The sequence below is a fragment of the Micromonospora sp. WMMD1102 genome, from assembly GCF_029626265.1.
In the GTDB taxonomy this organism is placed as follows: Bacteria; Actinomycetota; Actinomycetes; order Mycobacteriales; family Micromonosporaceae; genus Plantactinospora.
Genome location: NZ_JARUBN010000001.1, coordinates 1,616,848 through 1,632,894 on the forward strand (window position 1 = coordinate 1,616,848; position 16,047 = coordinate 1,632,894).

A 16,047-nucleotide genomic window follows, 5' to 3' on the forward strand; every position below is an offset into this window, starting at 1 on the left:
CCCGGCCCGGTAGCCCGCCAACCCCGCGAGCCTTCGGCCAGCGTTCGGCCCGGCCAGCGTTCGGCCCGCCGGTTCTCGACCTCCCGGCGGAGTGGCTGGTCGTACGAACAGCGATACCGCCCCGCTCGGGTGGTTTCGCGCCATTTCGGGCGCCGAGCCGGACTTCGCCGTGTGATCTGTCTGAGTCCACGTCCTCGCCGCCGGGCCGTGCCGGCACCTACCTGGAGTACGCATGCTGATGCTGCTGGCGCTGCACCTGGTGGCTGCGGCGCTGGCGCCCGCGTTGGTGCACCGGTGGGGCCGGTTGGCCTTCCTGCCGTTGGCGCTGCCACCGGCCGCCGCGTTCGGCTGGGCACTCGGGCAGACGGGTGTCGTGACGGCCGGCGGGGCGGTCGTCGAGGCGTACCCGTGGGTGCCGGAACTGGGTATCGGGCTGGCCCTGCGGGTCACCACCCTCTCCTGGCTGATGGTGCTGCTGGTCGGCGGGATCGGCGCGCTGGTGCTGGTCTACTGCGTCCGCTACTTCGACGCCGACGAGCCCGGACTCGGCCGGTTCGCCGCCGTCTTCGTCGGCTTCGCCGGCGCCATGCTCGGGGTCGTGGTCGCCGACGACCTGCTGCTGCTCTACGTCTTCTGGGAACTGACGAGCGTCTTCTCCTACCTGCTGATCGCACACCATCCGGAGCAGCAGGCCAGCCGGCGGTCGGCCAACCAGGCACTGCTGGTCACCACCCTCGGCGGGCTGGCCATGCTTGTCGGCTTCGTCATGCTCGGCCAGCATGCCGGCACGTACCGGTGGTCGGAGATCGCGGCCCGGCCGCCGCCGCCCGGCGGGTACCTCGGGACCGCGCTGGTGCTGATCCTGGTCGGCGCGCTGAGCAAGTCGGCGATCTTCCCGACCAGCTTCTGGCTGCCGGCGGCGATGGCCGCACCCACCCCGGTCAGCGCCTACCTGCACGCCGCCGCGATGGTGAAGGCCGGCGTCTACCTGGTCGCCCTGCTCGCCCCCGGCTACGCCCAGGTCGGCCCGTGGCGCCCGATCGTCTACCTGACCGGGATCGTCACCATGCTGGCCGGCGGCTGGGCGGCGATGCGCCAGGTCGACCTGAAACTGCTGCTGGCGTACGGCACGGTCAGCCGGCTCGGGCTGCTTGTCGTACTCTTCGGCGCCGGTACCCCGGACGCCGCGCTCGCCGGCATGGCGCTGCTGCTCGGGCACGCCATGCTCAAGGCGACCCTGTTCCTGGTGGTCGGGGTGATCGACAAGCGGGCCGGTACCCGGGACCTGGCCCTGCTCTCCGGGCTGTGGCGGCGGATGCCGGTGGTCTGCGCGACCGGCCTGCTCGCCACCGCCTCGATGGCCGGGATACCGCCGCTGTTCGGGTTCGTCAGCAAGGAGGCGGTGCTGACCGCGTTCACCGGCGACCCGCTGCTGCTCACCGCGATGGTGCTCGGGTCGACACTGAGTACCGCGTACAGCATCCGGTTCGCCTGGGGGGCGTTCGGGAGCCGGCCGCACGCGGAGCCGACCCCGTCCCGGCCGGTCGAGGCGATCCTGCTCGCCCCGGCTGCCGTGCTCGCCGTCGCGGTCGTGGTGCTCGGCGTACTGGCCGGGACGGTCGGCGAGGCGCTCGCCGGTTATCCGCGGCTCTTCGGGCCGATCCCGCACGAACTCGGGCTGCTGCCCGGATCGGGGCTCACCATCGTGCTGTCCCTGCTGGCGCTCTCCGCCGGTCTGCTGCTCTTCCTGCTGCGGACTCCGGTAGGGGCGGTGCAGGCCCGGGTGCGGGCGCCGTTCGACGGGGACACCGCCTACCAGGTGCTGAGCCGGGGACTCGACCGGTTGGCCGTGGTGGTGACCGGGGCGACCCAGCGCGGTTCGCTGCCGCAGTACCTCGGTGTCATCCTGCTGGTCCTGCTGGTGGTGCTGGGCGGCGCGCTGCTGGGCGGTTCGTGGCCGGATCACGTCCGCGCCTGGGACAACCCGATCCAGGCCGTCGTCGGGGTGGTGCTCGCCGTCGCCGCGGTGCTCGCCGTGAAGGCCCGACGGCGGCTGACCGCGGTGATCCTGACCGGCGTCTCCGGGTACTGCGTCGGTGTCCTGTTCGTGCTCTACGGCGCGCCCGACCTGGCGCTGGCGCAGTTCCTGGCGGAGACCGTCACCATCGTGATCTTCGTCCTGGTGCTGCGCCGGCTGCCGGAACGGTTCTCGGTGCGTCCGCTGCGGCGCAGCCGGTGGTTCCGGGTCGCCCTCGGGGTGGCGGTCGCGACCGTGGTGAGCGCGGCGGCGGTGGTCGCGGCCGGGGCCCGGCGGGCACCGACGGTCGCGACCGAGTTTCCCGGACCGGCGCAGTCCTTCGGGTACGGCCGCAACATCGTGAACGTGACCCTGGTGGACATCCGTGCCTGGGACACCATGGGCGAGATCGCCGTGCTGGTGGTGGCGGCGACCGGGGTGGCCAGCCTGATCTTCCAGCGCAAGCGCGGTCCGGACCGGGTCCGGCCGGAGGAGCTTCCGCCGCCCGGCGCCGAGCGGGTCTGGCTGCGGGCCGGGCCCACGCTGCGGACCCGGAGCCGGTCGATCGTCTTCGAGGTGGTCGTCCGGCTGATCTTCCACACCGTCGTACTCTTCTCGATCTTCCTGCTCTTCTCCGGGCACAACGCCCCCGGTGGCGGCTTCGTCGCGGGTCTGGTGGCCGGACTCGCGCTCGCGGTCCGCTACCTCGCCAGCGGACGGCACGAACTCGACCAGGCGGCCCCGGTCGACGCCGGGATGCTGCTCGGGGTCGGCCTGTTCGTCTCGGTCGGCACCGGGTTGCTGGCCATGACGACCGGCGGGGAGATCCTGCGCAGCTTCCAGCTCAACTGGGAGCTGCCGCTGGTCGGGGAGCTGCACCTGGTCACCTCGGTCTTCTTCGACATCGGTGTCTACCTGATCGTCGTCGGCCTGATGCTGGACATCCTGCGCAGCCTCGGTGCCGAGGTGGACCGGCAGATCGAGGTGGAGGACGAGCCGGGCACCGGGCTGCGCACGGACCGGCCGCCGGGACCGGCGCCGCGGTCGGTGGACGCCGCGGCCGGCCCGGATCCGGCCGGCCACCCCGGACCGGCCGCTGCCCCTGGCCCGATCGGCGGTGCCGACCCGACCGCCGGTCCCGGGCCGGCTGGCACGGAGGGTCGGCGGTGAGACCGAACCTGGTGCTGGCGCTGGTCGTCGGGGTGCTCTTCGGCTGCGGGGTCGTCCTGCTGCTGGAACGCACCCTCAGTCGGGTGCTGATCGGCACCATCCTGCTCACCAACGGCACCAACCTGTTGATCCTGCTCGGCGGCCGGTCCGGCGGGGCACCGATCCTCGGCGTCACGCCGACCGCGGAGATGAGCGATCCGCTGGCCCAGGCGATGGTGCTGACGGCGATCGTGATCACCCTGGGCCTGACCGCGTTCCTGCTGGCGATGGCGTACCGGAGCTGGCAGTTGACCGGCCACGACGAGGTACGCGACGACCCGGAGGACCGCCGCATCGTGCGCCGCGCCGAGCGGCACGAACTCGCCGGCCCGGACGACAACGCCGGGGAGGGGCCGTGGGCGCCGCCCGACGGGGTGCCCGGCGTCGACCCGGAGCAGGTCGACCCGGAACCGCCGCCGCGCCGACTCGACGACGGGCCGGACTGATGAGGTACCTCGTACCGCTGCCGGTGGTGATGCCGCTGTTGGGTGCCGCGCTGACCCTGGTGCTGGCCCGCCGGCCGGTGGCGCAGCGGATGATCAGCGTCGGCGTCCTGACCATCACCCTGGTCGTCGCACTCCTGCTGCTGCTGAACGCGCACTGGCACGCCCCGCTCGTCGTACGCCTCGGTGGCTGGCCGGCCCCGCTCGGCATCGTCCTGGTCGCCGACCAGCTGGCCGCGCTGATGCTGGCGGTCTCGGCGGCGGTGACGCTCTGCGTGCTGCTCTACTCGATCGGCGAGGACCAGGCCGATCCCGGGGTGCACGCCCCGGTGGTCATCTACCACCCCACCTATCTGGTGATGACGGCCGGGGTGACGAACGCCTTCCTCTCCGGTGACCTGTTCACCCTCTTCGTCGGCTTCGAGGTGCTGCTCTCGGCCAGCTACGTACTGCTCACCCTCGGCGGCACCGAGGAGCGCATCCGGGCCGGCACCACGTACGTCGTGGTCAGCCTGCTCTCGTCGCTGATCTTCCTCACCGCGATCGCCCTGGTGTACGCCGCGACCGGCACGCTGAACCTCGCCCAGCTGGTCGGCCGGCTGGACGCCCTGCCCTCGGACCTGCGGCTGGCGCTGCACGGGCTGCTGCTGCTCGCCTTCGCCATCAAGGCGGCGGTCTTCCCGCTGGCGGCCTGGCTCCCGGACAGTTACCCGACCGCTCCGGCGCCGGTCACCGCGGTCTTCGCCGGCCTGCTGACGAAGGTCGGCATCTACGCGATCATCCGGACCGAGACGCTGCTCTTCCCGGACCGCCGCGCCGCCGAGGTGTTGCTGGCCCTGGCCCTGCTGACCATGCTTGTCGGCATCCTGGGCGCGATCGCGCAGTCCGACATCAAGCGGCTGCTGTCCTTCACCCTGGTCAGCCACATCGGCTATCTGCTCTTCGGGGTGGCGCTGGCCTCGGGACCCGGGCTGGCCGCCGCGATCTACTACGTGGTGCACCACATCACCGTGCAGACGGCCCTGTTCCTGGCGGCCGGGCTGGTCGAGCGGCGGGCCGGCAGCACCCACCTGGACCGGATCGGCGGGCTGGCCCGGGTCGCCCCGCTGCTCGGCGTGCTGTTCCTGGTGCCGGCGCTGAGCCTGTCCGGCATCCCGCCGCTGTCCGGCTTCCTCGGCAAGCTGGGGCTGATCCAGGCCGGGGTGTCGGTCGGCGGGGTGATGCCCTGGCTGCTGGTGGGTGGCGGCACGCTGACCAGCCTGCTCACCCTCTACGCGACGACGAAGGTGTGGAGCCTGGCGTTCTGGCGGCAGCCCCGGCTGGCCGATCCCGAGGAGCCGACCCGGCTGCCCCGGTTGATGGTCGGCGCCACCACCCTGCTGGTGCTGATCGGGCTCGGGCTGACCGTGGCGGCCGGGCCGCTCTTCGAGGTCAGCACCGAGGCCGCCGACGACCTACGGCAACGTCTTCCGTACGTGCGAGCGGTGCTACCGGAGGGCAAGCCGTGACCGGCGCCGGGCGGCTGCGCTGGCGGGCGCTGCGGGACCGGCTTCCGGACCGGCGACGCTGGCGGGACCAGCTGATCACGGTCGGCTGGCTGGTCGTGGCCTGGAGCCTGCTCTGGGGCGAGTTCAGCTTCGGCAACCTGGTCAGCGGCGTACTGGTGGCCGCCGTGATCCTGGTTTTCCTGCCGCTGCCCCGGGTGACCTTCGGGGGCCGGCTCCGGCCACTGGCGGTGATCGGCTTCGTCGTACGGTTCGTCGCCGAACTCGTGGCCGCCAGCGTGCACGTCGGCTGGGCCGCCGTACGCCCCGGGCCGGGGCCCCGCAACGCGATCATCGCCGTCCGGCTGCGGGTGCGTACCGACCTCAACCTGGCGCTGACCGCGGAGGTGCTGTCGCTGGTCCCGGGCACGCTGATCGTCGAGGCGGACCGGGACAGCGGCACCCTCTACGTGCACGTGCTGGACGTGCGCGGCGCCGAGGACCTGACCCGGAGCCGGGAGCGCATCCTGGCCGTCGAGGCCCGCATCGTCCGTACCGTCGGATCCGAGGCCGAGCTTCGGTTGCTCAGGGCGACGGTCGAGAACGCCGAACCGGGAGGACCATCGTGATCGTCGCCGTCATCCTCGTCGCCCTCCTGCTCTCGAGCGCGGCGGCACTGGCCCTGTTCCGCGTGGTACGCGGCCCGAACCTGCTGGACCGGGTGGTCGCCGCCGAGGTGCTGATCTCGATCATGATCGGGGCGCTCGGCGCCGAGGCGGCGGTCAACCGGCACGCCACCACACTGCCGATCCTGATCGTGCTCAGCTCGCTGGGCTTCGTCGGCTCGGTGGCCCTGGTGCGCTTCGCCGCCGGGGAGGAGGCGTGAGCTGTACCGTCGCGCTGGACGTGCTGACCGGGATCTTCCTGGTCGCCGGGGGACTGCTGAGCCTGGTCGCCGCGATCGGGCTGGCCCGCTTTCCGGACGTGATCAGCCGGATGCACACCGCGACCAAGCCGCAGGTGCTCGGCGTACTGCTGATCCTGCTGGCGCTGGCGGTGAGCCTGCGCGACGGCGCCGAGCTGGCCACGCTGGTGCTGATCGGCGGGTTGCAGCTCGCCACCGCCCCGCTCGCGGCGCAGATGATCGGCCGGGCCGCCTACCGCACCGGGCGGGTCGACCGGGATTCGCTGGACGCCGACGAGCTGGCCGACCGGGACCGCGCGCCGGGCGCGGTGGAGTGAGCGGCCGGGCCAGACGATGTCCGGTCGGAGTCTTGCGCTAAATAGAAGACTGTAAATAGGATTCGTGGCCCCGGGTGCCGAGCGCCGTCCGTTACGGGCGAAGTCGACCGGCACCTGCCGGCACCGAGGAGAACCATGCGTACCCGTTCGTTGCTCGCCGCCGCCGCGACGGCGGTGACGGCGGCGCTGAGCCTGGCCGCCCCGGCCGGCCCCGCGGCCACCCCGAGCTGTGCCCCCACCGACCCGACCGGTCGGCCCGTCCGGCTCGGCAACGCCGACAACGGCCGGACCCTCTGCCTGCTCCGGCGCCAGCGCCTGCACGTGACACTGACCGTCGACGCCACCAGGTATCCGAACCCGGCCAACTGGTGGAAGCCCATCACGACCTCCGGCACGGCGCTCACCCCGGTACCCCTGCCGGCCCTGCCGCCGCCCGGTGTGACGGCGGCGAGCTTCGTGGTCACCGGTGCCGGGCCGGCCACCGTCACCTCCTACTGGGACATCTGCCCGCAGACCGGACCGCCCTGCGGCGCGCCGGTGCTGCTGTGGCAGGCGACCGTCGAGGTGGCGCACGGCCGGTAGCCGGGGCGTGGCCCGCGTTTCGGCGACGGTGTCCGCAGCGGAACGAGTACCGCGAGTTCGGCGGCGACCGTCAGGGCTCGGCGGGGAAGGCCATCGTGCCGGTCAGCCCGACGGAGCCGGGCAGCCGGGTGTCCTGGCGGAGGAACTGCACCACCACCGGTACCGGCGAGCGGACGACGCAGCCGAACGGCCGGTCCAGCAAGATCGCCTCCGGGTCGACCAGGTCGTTGAGGCGTACGTGCCGGATCCGCCGGGCGCCGACCGTGACCGGGTACGGGCCGACCGGCTCCCGGTCCTGGTAGTAGACGGTGATCTCCAGGTGGGCCGGTTCGTCCCCGGTGTTGAGCACCGACAACTGGTCGAAGCCGGTGAACTCCGGCTCCTCTCCGTGGCTGGGGAACGGGATCCGGCCGCCCGGCACCACCCAGACCCGCCCGCCGAGCCCGGCCATCAGCCGTCCTCCAACAGCTGGGCGAGATCGGGGGTCAGGAACACCCCGTCCGGGTCGAGCCGGCGGCGCAGTTCCCGGAAGCTGTCGAAGCACGGATAGACCCGGCGCAGGTCCGGAGCGGTCAGCGAGTGCTTCTTGCCCCAGTGCGGGCGGCCGTCGTGCTCCCGGAACACCGCCTCGACGTCGGCGAAGTACTCGTGGTGGGGCAGGGAGTTGTTCTGTAGGCAGGCGATCGTCGTGGTGGCCCGGTCGTACGCCGGACTGAGCCAGATGTCGTCCGGGGCGATGGTGCGGACCAGGACCCGCCAGGCCACCCCGGTCCGGTGCCGCTCCAGGACCCGGCGCCGGATCTCGGTGAAGCAGGCGTGGAAGGCCTCCGACGGCACGGCGTACTCGATCTCCTCGAAACGCAGGTCCCGGTGCCGGGGGATGGTCCGGTGGCTCGGGCCGGTCTCCATGGTCCGGGGCTCGCCGGACGGAATCACCTCCGGCTCCTCGCCGGCCCGGTTGAGGGTGCGGATCTGGGTGGTGTCGGTGCGCGGATACCAGTAGAAGTCCATGTTGCGGTTCTGCCGCTGCAACTGGTCCAGGTGATCGAGGGTCCAGGCGATCGACGAGCACCAGTTGCGCCGGCGCAGCTGGTAGGTGGGGGTGAGCCGGAGCGTCAGTTCGGTCACCACGCCGAGCGCGCCGAGGGAGAGCCGCGCCGCCGGCAGCAGTTCGGGGTTGCGCTGCCCGCAGATGTCCAGCGCCTCGCCGGTGCCGGTGACCAGCCGGAGCCCGGCCACCTGGGTGGAGAGGTTGCCGAACCGGAGACCGGTGCCGTGCGTGCCGGTGGCGGTGGCACCTCCGATCGACTGCACGTCGACGTCGCCCAGGTTGTCCATGGCGAGCCCGGCCTCGTAGAGCGACTCGCCCAACTCGCCGAGCGGCATCCCGGCGCAGACCGTGGCCAGGTTCGGGTCGTCGTGCCGGCGCACGCTGCGCGGCAGCCCGCCCAGGCTGACGAGTACGTCGTCCGTGCGGACCAGCGGACTGGACGAGTGGCCGGAGCCGACCGGCCGGAGCTTGGTCGAGGTCTGCCGGGCCCGGTCGACAAGCGCCCGGACGTCTTCCTCGCGTTCCGGCGTGGCGTACTCCCGAGGGGTGAATCGAAGGCTGCCCGACCAGTTGCACCACTCCCGTCCCAACACGAGCCTCCCTTCTCGGCTGCCCGGCCTTGCGTTCTCGGGGTCGGGACAGATCGGGACACGCGTCTCTACCCGGTCGGAGGTCCGGGAAACGGCTGGTCACAGCCCGTGGCGGTTGCCCGGCAGCGGCCGGCGGGGCTCGGTAGGATGGTCTGGTGATCGACTCAACTGTCCAGGAGGGCAGCTGTAGCCAGCCGGGTCGGACCCGGCGCCTCTCGTACCGGCCGCGACAGCGGGGAGCGCTGAGCACCCCGTGCTGATCGCAATCGGTCTTGTCCTGATCATCGTGCTCACCGCGGCGACGGGATACTTCGTCGCCCAGGAATTCGGTTACGTCGCCGCAGACCGCAACAAACTGCGCCAACTCGCCGAGGACGGCGACGTCGCCGCCGAACGCGCCCTGACGGTCACCGGACGGCTCTCCTTCATGCTCTCCGGGGCCCAGCTCGGGATCACCGTCACCGCCCTGCTCGTCGGTTACGTCGCCGAGCCGTACCTCGGCGACGGCCTCGCCGACCTGCTCGGGGTGGCCGGCGTCTCGGCCGCGGTCAGCACGCCGCTCGCGGTCGCGCTGGCCCTGGTGATCGCCACGGTCGTGCAGATGGTCTTCGGCGAACTCGCCCCGAAGAATCTCGCCATCGTCCGGGCCGAGGCACTCGCCCGGGCCCTGTCCCGCTCCACGCTGTTCTACCTCGCCGTCGCCGGGCCGGTGATCCGGCTCTTCGACGCCGCCGCCACCCGGCTGCTGCGCCGGGTCGGCATCGAACCGGTCGAGGAACTGCCCAGCGGCGCGACCCCGGAGGACCTGGAACAGATCATCGCCGAGTCCCGCGAGGAGGGGCACCTGGACGCCGAGATGTCCACCCTGCTCGACCGGGGACTCGACTTCCGGCAACTCACCGCCGCCGAGGCGATGGTGCCCCGGGTCGACGTGCACACCGTACGGCCCGACGAGCCGCTCAGCCGGCTGGTCGAGCTGCTCGACACCGGACACTCGCGCTTCCCCGTCCGCGGTGCCGAGGGGGTGGACGACGTCGTCGGGGTGGTCGGGATCGCCGACGTACTCGGGGTGCCGCCGGCCAAGCGGGCCAGTACCCCGGTCGAGGCGGTCGCCGTACCCCCGTTGCTGGTGCCGGCGACGCTGCCGCTGCCGACGGTGCTGGACCGGCTCCGGGCCGGGCACCGCCAGCTCGCCTGCGTGGTCGACGAGTACGGCGGCTTCGCCGGGGTGATCACCCTGGAGGACATCGCCGAGGAACTGGTCGGGCCGATCCGGGACGAGGACGACCCGCCGGAGCGGGCCCCGGTCCGGCAGGCCGACGGCTCCTGGGTGGTGCCGGCCCGCTGGCGGATCGACGAGGTCGCCGACAGCACCGGGATCACCCTGCCGGAGGCGCCCGAATACGACACCCTCTCCGGGCTGGTGATGCGGGAGCTGGGCCGGATCCCCGAGGTCGGCGACCGGCTGGAGATCAGGCTCTCCGCCGAGGCGGAACCGGACCAGGAGGCGACGCTGCCCCGGGCGCACGTCGAGGTGCTCGCCGTCGACCGGCACGTCGCCGACTCGGTCCGGCTCCGGATCCTGGTGCCGCAGGGCGGGGCGGAGCGGTCCTCGTGAGCGCCACCTGGGCCCTGCTGATCTCGCTGCTGCTGCTCGCCCTGAACGGCTTCTTCGTGGCCGCCGAGTTCGCCCTGCTGGCCTCGAAGCGCTACCGGCTGGAGCAGGCCGCCGCCTCCGGCGGCCGGGCGGCCCGGGCGGCGCTGGACGGGGTACGCGAGCTGACCCTGATGCTGGCCGGCGCGCAGTTCGGCATCACCGTCTGCACCCTGGGGCTGGGCGCGCTGGCCGAGCCGGCGATCGAACACCTGCTCAGCCCGGCGCTGCACGCGGTCGGCCTGCCGAACACGGCGAGCCACATCGTCGCGCTGGTCTTCGCGCTGGGCCTGGTCACGTTCTTGCACCTGGTGGTCGGCGAGATGGCCCCGAAGTCGTGGGCGATCACCGACCCGGAGCGCTCCGCGCTGCTGCTCGCCCTGCCGTTCCGGGCGTTCGCCCGGGTGGCCCGGCCGGTGCTCTCCGCACTGAACGGGCTGGCCAACGTCACACTGCGGCTGGTCCGGGTACGCCCCGAGGAGCAGTTGGCGGTGGCGCACGGGCCGGAGGAGCTGCGGATGCTGATCCAGCAGTCCCGCGAGCACGGCCTGCTCGCCGCCGACCAGCACGAGATGCTGACCAGCATGCTGCAACTCCAGGGCACCACCGTCGAACAGGTGATGGAGCCGGTCGCCACGATCGTCTCGGTACGCCCCGACGACTCCGCGGAGCGGATCGAGGAGGTGTGCCGGTCCAGCGGCCGGTCCCGGCTGGCCGTCTTCGACTCACCGGGCGAGGTGGCCGGGCTGGTGCACGTCCGGGAGGCGGTCCGGGCCACCACCGCCGGCCGGGCGGCGACGGCACGGGAGCTGATGACCGTCCCGTTCACCCTGGAGGCGACCGCGACCGTCACCGAGGCGGTGGCCGCGATGCGGGCCGAACAGGTGCAGTTGGCGCTGGTCAGCAACGGTGCCGGCGCGGGTCGGCCGATCGGCTTCGTGGCCCTGGAGGACCTGCTGGAAGAGGTCATCGGCGAGTTCGACGACGAGACCGACCCGATCCCGCGGGGCCGCCGCCTGCGCTGAGCACCGGAGGTGGTGACGGTGGGTCTCGGGGGACTTCCGCCCGCTGCGGGACTGACCGTGCGGACCACGCTGCCGAATCCGAGTACCCGGCCGGGGTTGTCGCTGCCCGGCCGGGTCACCGTCACCGCCGGCCGGTCGCCGGCAACCGTCGATCGCGTCACCCTCGGCCTGGTCACCCGGGTCGAGCCGGCCGGCGGCGCGGTGGAGTACCAGCCGGTGGAGTTCCACCGGGTGCCGGCCGCCGGTGCGTTCGTGCTGGCCCCCGGCGAGCGCCGGGTCCTCGACTTCGAGCTGCCGGTGCCCTGGGAGACCCCGGTGACGGTGGTCGACGGGCACTGCCTGCTCAACCTGCGGATGGGACTGCGCACCGAGGTCGCGGTCAGCGCGCTGCTCGACCGGGGTGACCTGCGCCCGGTGTACGTGCATCCGCTGCCCGCCCAGGCCGGGGTGCTCGGCGCACTTGCCGAACTCGGCTTCGAGCTGCGGCAGGTCGGGCTGCTCGCCGAGCGGCTGCCCGGGATCGACCAACGGCTGCCGTTCCACCAGAAGATCGCGTACTGGGCGGCGCCGCTGTACGGCGGCCCGTTCAGCGAGCTGGAGGTGTCGTTCTTCACCGACCCGGAGCGGGTGGAGGTGCTCTTCGCGCTGGACCGCCGGGTGGCGCTGGCCGGTGCCGGGCACGTCAGCTTCAGCCGGTTCCGGGCGGCGCACCGGGGCGCGGCCGAACTGGACTGGGTCACGGTGCTGGACAGCTGGCTGCGGTACGCCGTACAGCGGCACGCGGCCACCGCCGCCGGCTACCGGGTGCTCACCGAACGCCGGCCGTCGCCGCCGCCCCGGCCGAGTGACCCCGACAAGTCGCACACCGGCCCGTCCGGCACCAACACCCGGGACAGCGTCCCGCCCGGCGAGGAACCGTCCGGCGCCGCGCCGGCCGCCGGCCACGACCCGGAGCGCGGGCTGCGCCCGATCGGCGGCGGCGAGGGCGGCATCGGCGGCGGTGCGGGCGGGGCCGCCGGCGGCGGTGGCGGCGGCGGCACGTGAGGGCTTCCGGCTCAGCCCGCGCTGGCGGTGGCCAGCTTGAGACCGAAGCCGAGGAAGAGCGCGCCGATCCCGGTGCTCACCCCGGCGGCCAGCCGCCGACGACTGCGGAACTGCGCGGCCAGGTAGGTGCCGGCGAAGATCAGCATGGTCAGGTAGATCACGCTGGTGACCTGGGCGATCGCCCCGAGCAGCAGGAACGACAGCGCCGGGTAGGGATAGGCCGGGTCGACGAACTGGATGAAGAACGAGATGAAGAAGAGGATCGCCTTCGGGTTCAGCAGGCTGATCACCGCCGCCCGCCGGAACGGCCGGTCGGCCGCCGCCGGCCGGGTGTCGACGAGCGGCGCGACCGCCGGGTCGTTCCGGGTACGCCAGCGCCGCCACGCGCCGCGCAGCATCATCAGCCCGACATAGCCCAGGTACGCCGCACCGGCGTACTTGATCACCAGGAAGATCGGCGGGTACGCCTTCAGCAGCGACGCCACCCCGGCGGCGGAGAGGACCATCAGCACGGTGTCGCCGAGAAAGACCCCGGCGGCCGCCCGGTAGCCGGCCCGTACCCCGGTCTTCGCGGCGGTGGTCAGCACGTAGAGCGAGTTCGGTCCGGGCAGCAGGATGATGGCGACCGTGCCCAGCACGTAGGTCCAGATGTCGGTGATCCCCAGCACGCCGGTCATCATTGCCCCGCCGGGACCGCCGCGCGAAGCCTTTCCCGTAGCCTGACCTGTGCTTTCGACCACTCGTCGGCGAGCATCACGTACTGCACGGTGTCCCGCCACGAGCCGTCCGGCCGGATCCGGTGCCGCCGCAGCACCGCCTCCCGGGTGGCGCCGAGCCGCTCGATGGCACGCTGCGAGCGCTCGTTGCGGATGTCGGTGTGCCAGACCACCCGCTCGGCGCCCAGCTCGTCGAAGGCCCGGGTCAGCAGCAGCAGTTTCGCCTCGGTGTTCACCCCGGTACGCCACCAGCGCCGGCCCAGCCAGGTGTGCCCGATCGCGACGCGGCGGTGCTCGGGGTCGATCTCGTAGTAGGAGGTGGTCCCGACCACCTCGCCGGTCGTCGCGTCGAGCTGCACCCACGGCACCCGCTCGCCCCGCCAGTGCGCGTCCAGGGCGGTCCGGACGATCCCGGCCATCCCGGCCGGGTCGGCCGGCTGGGCGACGGACAGGTGCGGCCAGACCTCCGGGTCGCGGCTGGCGGCGTAGAGGGCGTCGACGTGCGACTCGGCCAGCGGGGCGAGCCGGACGTGGATGCCCGCCATCGGCGCCGGGGTGTGCCAGGGGGAGCGTTCCGGGCGCAGGTACGCCGGCAGCGGGGCGGTCACCCCGGCGTCCGGCTCGGGCCGCCCGGCGACGGTACGCAGCGGCAGCACCCCGGCCCAGTGCGGCAGGTCGTAGTCGTCGGGCTCGTCGTGCGCGTTCCCGGTGCGGGTACGCAGCGACACCTCGGACAGCGGCAGCGCGAGTACGGCTGTCTTCGCGAGTTCCCGGCGGCTCGGCGGCCGGCTGTCGGCACTGCGTCCCCGGCCGACCTTCTCGACGAGGGCGGTGAGCACGTGCCGCTTCTCCGCCTCGTCGGTGACCAGGTGGGCGGTGCCGTGCGCGACCAGGGAACGGTAGTTGGCGCTGTGGTGGAAGTGGGACCGTCCGTAGATCAGCCCGTCGAGCTGGGTGACCGCGACGCAGACCGGCAGGCCGCCGTCGCCCCGGGCGGCCAGCAGCGGCCGGCTGCCGGTCGAGCCGTGCAGGTAGAGCGTCTCGCCGACCCGTACGTGCAGGGTGGGCAGGATCCGGGGTTCACCGTCCACGGTGAATCCGAGGTGGCAGTGGTACGCCTCGTCGAGCAGGTCGTGCGCGGCGTCCCGCCGGTAGTTCATCTTCGACCGGTCCCGGCTGGCGACGGTCCGCCGGGTCTGCGGATACGTCCGGGACCCCGCCGGCTGCGGCTGCGGCTGACTCGGCATCTGTGCCGGTGCCAGTGCCTGACCTTGCGTCTGGGGCTGGGGCTGCGTCTGGGGCTGGGGCTGCGTCTGGGGCTGGGGCTGCGTCTGGGGCTGGGGCTGCGTCTGGGGCTGGGGCTGCGTCTGGGGCTGGGGCTGCGTCTGGGGCTGGGGCTGCGTCTGGGGCTGGGGCTGCGTCTGGGGCTGGGGCTGCGTCTGGGGCTGGGGCTGCGTCTGGGGCTGGGGCTGCTCGGCCATTGTGCGTCCGCTCTTTGTTCTAGTACAATCTGACAACTGTGACAGCACATTATCAGATCGCCGGGGCGACGGCGGCCGAGATTTCGGCCAGCGTGGAGGCGGGAGTCCGCACCGGAGAGCTGCCGGCCGGTGCCGGGCTGCCCGCCGTCCGGGCGCTCGCCCAGCGGCTCGGAGTCAGCCCGGGAACGGTCGCCAAGGCGTACCAGGGGCTTCGTCAGCGTGGCGTGGTGGAGACCGCCGGTCGCAACGGCACCCGGATCCGCCCGACGCCACCTGTCACCGGCCGGCGGGCCGCGCTGCGACTGCCCGCGCCGCCCGGCGCGCTCGACCTCTCGGTCGGCGAGCCCGACCCGGCGCTGCTGCCGCCGATCGGCCCACACCTGGCCGCGCTGGCCGAGACCGCGGGTGCCCCGGTCAACTACCGGGACGGCGGCCTGCTCCCCGAACTCGTCGAGGCGGCCCGGGAGCGGCTGGCCGCCGACGGGGTGCCGGTCGAGGCGGTGACGGTGACCGGCGGCGCGTCGGACGCCATCGAGCTGCTGCTGCTGGGCAACCTGAGCCCCGGCGACGCGGTCGCGATCGAGGACCCGGGCTGGGCCAACACCATCGACCTGGTGGCCACCCTCGGGCTGCGGGCGGTGCCGATGCCTGTCGACGACGCCGGTCCCACCCCGGCCGGGCTGCGCGCCGCACTTGCCGCCGGAGCCCGGGCCGTGCTGGTGACCAGCCGGGCACAGAACCCGACCGGGGCGGTGGTCACCGCGGCGCGGGCGGCGGCGCTGCGGACGGAACTCGCCGGCCACCCGGACGTACTCCTCGTCGAGGACGACCACGCCGCCGAGCTGTCCGTCGAGCCGCTGCACACCCTGGCCGGCGCCACCGGAAGCTGGGCCTTCGTCCGGTCGGCCAGCAAGCCGTACGGGCCGGACCTGCGGCTGGCCGTGCTGGCCGGCGACGAGGTGACAGTGGCCCGGGTGGCGGGGCGGCTGCGGGTCTGCTCCGGCTGGGTCTCCACGCTGCTGCAACGGCTCACCCTCGCGCTGTGGCGGGACCCGGCGGTCGCCGAACGGATCGCGCTGGCCCGGCGGAGTTACGCCGGGCGGGTGACCGCGCTGCGTGCCGCGCTCGCCGAGCGGGGACTGACCGGGCACGGGCGTACCGGGATCAACGTCTGGTTGCCGGTCTCCGACGAGACTCGGGCGGTCGCGGTGCTGCGCGACGCCGGCTACGTGGTGGCGCCCGGCTCGCTGTTCCGGCTGGCCAGCGCCCCGGGAATCCGGATCACGGTGAGCCCGCTCGCCGAGCCGGACATCACCCCCCTGGCCGACGCCATAACCCAAGCCACCACCCCCACCACCACCCCCACCCCACTGAGCGCCTGACCCACCCCGGTCGGTCAAGATTCTTGTTGATCCGTGGTCAGCAGCTCGCCACGGATCAACAAGAATCTTGCCGGCCCGCCACGCCGGGCGGGCTCGGTGCGTGAGGCCGGGGTGGCGGGTAGAACAT

The 16,047-nt window shown here is 73.1% G+C and carries 16 protein-coding genes; 12 read left to right on the forward strand and 4 right to left on the reverse strand.

Annotation, left to right across the window (positions count from 1 at the left end; genetic code table 11):
* The first annotated feature begins 232 nt into the window (after window positions 1-232).
* The 7 genes from O7626_RS07365 to O7626_RS07395 all read left to right on the forward strand — a co-directional run bounded on the left by O7626_RS07365 (window position 233) and on the right by O7626_RS07395 (window position 6,977).
* Window positions 233-3,187 carry a Na+/H+ antiporter subunit A gene (locus tag O7626_RS07365; protein ID WP_278060403.1) on the forward strand — a complete coding sequence of 985 codons (2,955 nt, stop codon included), beginning with the start codon at window positions 233-235 and terminating at the stop codon, window positions 3,185-3,187.
* Window positions 3,184-3,672, forward strand: a complete 489-nt coding sequence (locus O7626_RS07370) for a Na(+)/H(+) antiporter subunit C (protein WP_278060404.1) — start codon at window positions 3,184-3,186, stop codon at window positions 3,670-3,672. The genes O7626_RS07365 and O7626_RS07370 overlap by 4 nt, the downstream gene beginning before the upstream one ends.
* Window positions 3,672-5,177 (forward strand): Na+/H+ antiporter subunit D, encoded by a 1,506-nt coding sequence (locus tag O7626_RS07375; RefSeq protein ID WP_278060405.1) that lies wholly within the window; start codon window positions 3,672-3,674, stop codon window positions 5,175-5,177. The genes O7626_RS07370 and O7626_RS07375 overlap by 1 nt, the downstream gene beginning before the upstream one ends.
* On the forward strand, window positions 5,174-5,782 hold the full coding sequence (locus O7626_RS07380; RefSeq protein ID WP_278060406.1) for a Na+/H+ antiporter subunit E: 609 nt from the start codon (window positions 5,174-5,176) through the stop codon (window positions 5,780-5,782). The genes O7626_RS07375 and O7626_RS07380 overlap by 4 nt, the downstream gene beginning before the upstream one ends.
* Complete coding sequence (locus O7626_RS07385; RefSeq protein ID WP_347404759.1) at window positions 5,779-6,039, forward strand: monovalent cation/H+ antiporter complex subunit F; 261 nt, start codon at window positions 5,779-5,781, stop codon at window positions 6,037-6,039. Before O7626_RS07380 ends, O7626_RS07385 begins: the two co-directional genes overlap by 4 nt.
* The gene (gene mnhG / locus O7626_RS07390) at window positions 6,036-6,395 is read left to right on the forward strand and encodes a monovalent cation/H(+) antiporter subunit G (RefSeq protein ID WP_278060407.1); all 360 of its coding nucleotides are present in this window, start codon (window positions 6,036-6,038) and stop codon (window positions 6,393-6,395) included. The genes O7626_RS07385 and mnhG overlap by 4 nt, the downstream gene beginning before the upstream one ends.
* A gap of 135 nt (window positions 6,396-6,530) precedes the next feature.
* Window positions 6,531-6,977, forward strand: coding sequence for a hypothetical protein (locus O7626_RS07395; protein ID WP_278060408.1), 447 nt, complete (start codon window positions 6,531-6,533; stop codon window positions 6,975-6,977).
* Window positions 6,978-7,047: 70 nt separating this feature from the next.
* Here the strand turns inward: O7626_RS07395 and O7626_RS07400 are convergent, their stop codons facing one another.
* Together O7626_RS07400 and O7626_RS07405 are read right to left on the reverse strand one after the other, a co-directional pair.
* On the reverse strand, window positions 7,048-7,428 hold the full coding sequence (locus O7626_RS07400; protein WP_278060409.1) for a sensory rhodopsin transducer: 381 nt from the start codon (window positions 7,426-7,428) through the stop codon (window positions 7,048-7,050).
* Window positions 7,428-8,621, reverse strand: a complete 1,194-nt coding sequence (locus O7626_RS07405; protein WP_278060410.1) for a D-arabinono-1,4-lactone oxidase — start codon at window positions 8,619-8,621, stop codon at window positions 7,428-7,430. The genes O7626_RS07400 and O7626_RS07405 overlap by 1 nt, the downstream gene beginning before the upstream one ends.
* A gap of 250 nt (window positions 8,622-8,871) precedes the next feature.
* Here O7626_RS07405 and O7626_RS07410 point away from each other — a divergent pair, with 250 nt between their 5' ends.
* Genes O7626_RS07410 through O7626_RS07420 form a run of 3 tightly spaced genes read left to right on the forward strand, consistent with a single transcriptional unit; the run spans window position 8,872 to window position 12,341 of the window.
* Window positions 8,872-10,236 (forward strand): hemolysin family protein, encoded by a 1,365-nt coding sequence (locus tag O7626_RS07410; RefSeq protein WP_278060411.1) that lies wholly within the window; start codon window positions 8,872-8,874, stop codon window positions 10,234-10,236.
* The gene (locus tag O7626_RS07415; protein WP_278060412.1) at window positions 10,233-11,297 is read left to right on the forward strand and encodes a hemolysin family protein; all 1,065 of its coding nucleotides are present in this window, start codon (window positions 10,233-10,235) and stop codon (window positions 11,295-11,297) included. Before O7626_RS07410 ends, O7626_RS07415 begins: the two co-directional genes overlap by 4 nt.
* A gap of 18 nt (window positions 11,298-11,315) precedes the next feature.
* Window positions 11,316-12,341 carry a sporulation protein gene (locus O7626_RS07420; protein WP_278060413.1) on the forward strand — a complete coding sequence of 342 codons (1,026 nt, stop codon included), beginning with the start codon at window positions 11,316-11,318 and terminating at the stop codon, window positions 12,339-12,341.
* An 11-nt stretch (window positions 12,342-12,352) separates the two neighbouring features.
* On the opposite strand, the gene leuE is transcribed toward O7626_RS07420, so the two are convergent.
* Together leuE and O7626_RS07430 are read right to left on the reverse strand one after the other, a co-directional pair.
* On the reverse strand, window positions 12,353-13,021 hold the full coding sequence (gene leuE, locus O7626_RS07425) for a leucine efflux protein LeuE (protein ID WP_278060414.1): 669 nt from the start codon (window positions 13,019-13,021) through the stop codon (window positions 12,353-12,355).
* Window positions 13,018-14,304: a bifunctional pyridoxamine 5'-phosphate oxidase family protein/GNAT family N-acetyltransferase gene (locus tag O7626_RS07430; protein WP_278060415.1), complete on the reverse strand. Its 1,287-nt coding sequence runs from the start codon at window positions 14,302-14,304 to the stop codon at window positions 13,018-13,020. Before O7626_RS07430 ends, leuE begins: the two co-directional genes overlap by 4 nt.
* Before the next feature lie 24 nt (window positions 14,305-14,328).
* Between O7626_RS07430 and O7626_RS07435 the strand changes: the two genes are divergently transcribed.
* The gene (locus O7626_RS07435) at window positions 14,329-14,571 is read left to right on the forward strand and encodes a hypothetical protein (RefSeq protein WP_278060416.1); all 243 of its coding nucleotides are present in this window, start codon (window positions 14,329-14,331) and stop codon (window positions 14,569-14,571) included.
* A gap of 5 nt (window positions 14,572-14,576) precedes the next feature.
* Entirely contained in the window at window positions 14,577-15,920 is a 1,344-nt protein-coding gene (locus tag O7626_RS07440; RefSeq protein ID WP_278060417.1) for an aminotransferase class I/II-fold pyridoxal phosphate-dependent enzyme, read from the forward strand.
* Window positions 15,921-16,047 lie beyond the last annotated feature (127 nt).